This is a genomic window from Rhodococcus sp. NPDC058521 (genome assembly GCF_042719695.1).
In the GTDB taxonomy this organism is placed as follows: domain Bacteria; phylum Actinomycetota; class Actinomycetes; order Mycobacteriales; family Mycobacteriaceae; genus Rhodococcus_F.
Genome location: NZ_JBHXNL010000023.1, coordinates 2139 through 5579, shown reverse-complemented (window position 1 = coordinate 5579; position 3441 = coordinate 2139). Strand labels below are relative to the sequence as shown.

Genomic DNA, 3441 nt, shown 5'->3' with positions numbered 1-3441 from the left:
AACGGATGTTCGGCGGTGTCCTACTCTCCCACACCCTGTCGGGTGCAGTACCATCGGCGCAGGCAGGCTTAGCTTCCGGGTTCGGAATGGGACCGGGCGTTTCCCTGCCGCTATGGCCGCCGTAACTCTATGAAACTGTCCACACACGCTCCGCGTGTGAATCGAGTGAACGCTCACAACCCCAAAAACAGGGGGTGCTTCGCGTGCACACAATTCACGAAAAGCGTGAATTGTGTGCTGTTTCAGATACTGCACAGTGGACGCGTAGCTTCTTTGTGGTAAGTCCTCGGCCTATTAGTACCAGTCACCTCCACACATTGCTGTGCTTCCAGTTCTGGCCTATCAACCCGGTGGTCTGCCGGGGGCCTTACCCCCTCGAGGGGGTGAGAAACCTCATCTTGGAACAGGCTTCCCGCTTAGATGCTTTCAGCGGTTATCCCTCCCGAACGTAGCTAACCAGCGGTGCTCCTGGCGGAACAACTGGCACACCAGAGGTTCGTCCGTCCCGGTCCTCTCGTACTAGGGACAGCCTTCCTCAAGTTTCTAACGCGCGCGGCGGATAGAGACCGAACTGTCTCACGACGTTCTAAACCCAGCTCGCGTGCCGCTTTAATGGGCGAACAGCCCAACCCTTGGGACCTACTCCAGCCCCAGGATGCGACGAGCCGACATCGAGGTGCCAAACCATCCCGTCGATATGGACTCTTGGGGAAGATCAGCCTGTTATCCCCGGGGTACCTTTTATCCGTTGAGCGACACCGCTTCCACTTGCCGGTGCCGGATCACTAGTCCCGACTTTCGTCCCTGCTCGACCTGTCAGTCTCACAGTCAAGCTCCCTTGTGCACTTGCACTCGACACCTGATTGCCAACCAGGCTGAGGGAACCTTTGGGCGCCTCCGTTACATTTTGGGAGGCAACCGCCCCAGTTAAACTACCCACCAGGCACTGTCCCTGAACCAGATCATGGTCCGAGGTTAGAGGTCCAATACGATCAGAGTGGTATTTCAACAACGACTCCACGATAACTGGCGTCACCGCTTCACAGTCTCCCACCTATCCTACACAAACCGAACCGAACACCAATACCAAGCTGTAGTGAAGGTCCCGGGGTCTTTTCGTCCTGCCGCGCGTAACGAGCATCTTTACTCGTAATGCAATTTCGCCGAGTCTATGGTTGAGACAGCTGAGAAGTCGTTACGCCATTCGTGCAGGTCGGAACTTACCCGACAAGGAATTTCGCTACCTTAGGATGGTTATAGTTACCACCGCCGTTTACTGGGGCTTAAATTCTCAGCTTCGCTCCACGAGGGAACTAACCGGTCCTCTTAACCTTCCAGCACCGGGCAGGCGTCAGTCCGTATACATCGTCTTACGACTTCGCACGGACCTGTGTTTTTAGTAAACAGTCGCTTCTCACTGGTCTCTGCGGCCCCACCCAGCTCAGGACGAAAAGTCCATCACCAAACAGGGCCCCCCTTCTCCCGAAGTTACGGGGGCATTTTGCCGAGTTCCTTAACCATAGTTATCTCGATCGCCTCAGTATTCTCTACCTGACCACCTGTGTCGGTTTGGGGTACGGGCCGTGTGAAAGCTCGCTAGAGGCTTTTCTCGGCAGCATAGGATCACTGAATTCGCCTCATTCGGCTACGCATCACCTCTCAGGCACATGAACGGCGGATTTGCCTACCGTTCGCCCTACAGGCTTACACCAGTATTACCACTGACTGGCTCAGCTACCTTCCTGCGTCACCCCATCGCTTGGCTACTACCAGATCAGGTCCCATGCATCCACCAACTCGAGACCCGAAGGTCTTCTCGTGGCTTCAGGATGGTTAGTATCACTGATTCACCAGGGGCGCGTTCACACGGGTACGGGAATATCAACCCGTTGTCCATCGGCTACGCCTGTCGGCCTCGTCTTAGGTCCCGACTCACCCTGGGCGGATTAACCTGGCCCAGGAACCCTTGGTCATTCGGCGGACGAGTTTCTCACTCGTCTTTCGCTACTCATGCCTGCATTCTCACTCGTGCAGCCTCCACAACTAGTTCACACTGCTGCTTCCATGGCTGCACGACGCTCCCCTACCCATCCACACACCTGGCACGACATCCGTAGACATCGCGCGGGCTCGTGTGAATGCCGCGGCTTCGGTGGTGTACTTGAGCCCCGCTACATTGTCGGCGCAGGATCACTTGACCAGTGAGCTATTACGCACTCTTTCAAGGGTGGCTGCTTCTAAGCCAACCTCCTGGTTGTCTTCGCGACCCCACATCCTTTTCCACTTAGTACACGCTTAGGGACCTTAGCCGGCGATCTGGGCTGTTTCCCTCTCGACTACGAAGCTTATCCCCCGCAGTCTCACTGCCGCGCTCTCACTCACCGGCATTCGGAGTTTGGCTGATTTCGGTAAGCTTGTGGGCCCCCTAGACCATCCAGTAGCTCTACCTCCGGTGAGAAACACGCGACGCTGCACCTAAATGCATTTCGGGGAGAACCAGCTATCACGGAGTTTGATTGGCCTTTCACCCCTACCCACAACTCATCCCCTCAGTTTTCAACCTAAGTGGGTTCGCGCCTCCACGACGTCTTACCGTCGCTTCACACTGGCCATGGGTAGATCACTCCGCTTCGGGTCTAGAACATGCCACTACGGACGCCCTGTTCGGACTCGCTTTCGCTACGGCTACCCCACACGGGTTAACCTCGCGACATGCCGCTAACTCGCAGGCTCATTCTTCAAAAGGCACGCCATCACCCACAGTGACAAGTCACTCGCAGGCTTTGACGGATTGTAAGCGCACGGTTTCAGGTACTATTTCACTCCCCTCCCGGGGTACTTTTCACCTTTCCCTCACGGTACTAGTCCGCTATCGGTCACCAGGGAGTATTCAGGCTTATCGGGTGGTCCCGACAGATTCACACCAGATTTCACGGGCCCGGTGCTACTCGGGTGTCCATTACGACAGTCGCCATGTTTTCGTGTACGGGATTCTCACCCTCTACGACAGGCCGTTCCAGACCACTTCCACTAACACAGACGATTTCTCACTGTCGGCCGATCCGGCAGAATCGACACAATGAATCCCACAACCCCACACATGCAACCCCTGCCGGGTATCACACACACATGGTTTAGCCTCATCCGCTTTCGCTCGCCACTACTCACGGAATCACTGTTGTTTTCTCTTCCTGTGGGTACTGAGATGTTTCACTTCCCCACGTTCCCTCCACACACCCTATATATTCAGATGCGGGTAACACGACATCACTCGTGCTGGGTTTCCCCATTCGGACATCCTCGGATCTCAGCTCGGTTGACAGCTCCCCGAGGCTTATCGCAGCCTCCTACGTCCTTCATCGGCTCCTGGTGCCAAGGCATCCACCGTACGCTCTTACACACTTACAACAAAGATGCTCGCGTCCACTGTGCAGTTCTCAA

At 55.8% G+C, this 3441-nt stretch carries 2 rRNA genes; both read right to left on the bottom strand.

Going from position 1 to position 3441, the window contains the following annotated elements:
• Positions 1-7: 7 nt before the first annotated feature.
• A 5S ribosomal RNA gene (gene rrf / locus ACFWO3_RS21590) occupies positions 8-124 on the bottom strand.
• Positions 125-274: 150 nt separating this feature from the next.
• Positions 275-3408: ribosomal RNA gene (locus ACFWO3_RS21585) — 23S ribosomal RNA — on the bottom strand.
• Positions 3409-3441 lie beyond the last annotated feature (33 nt).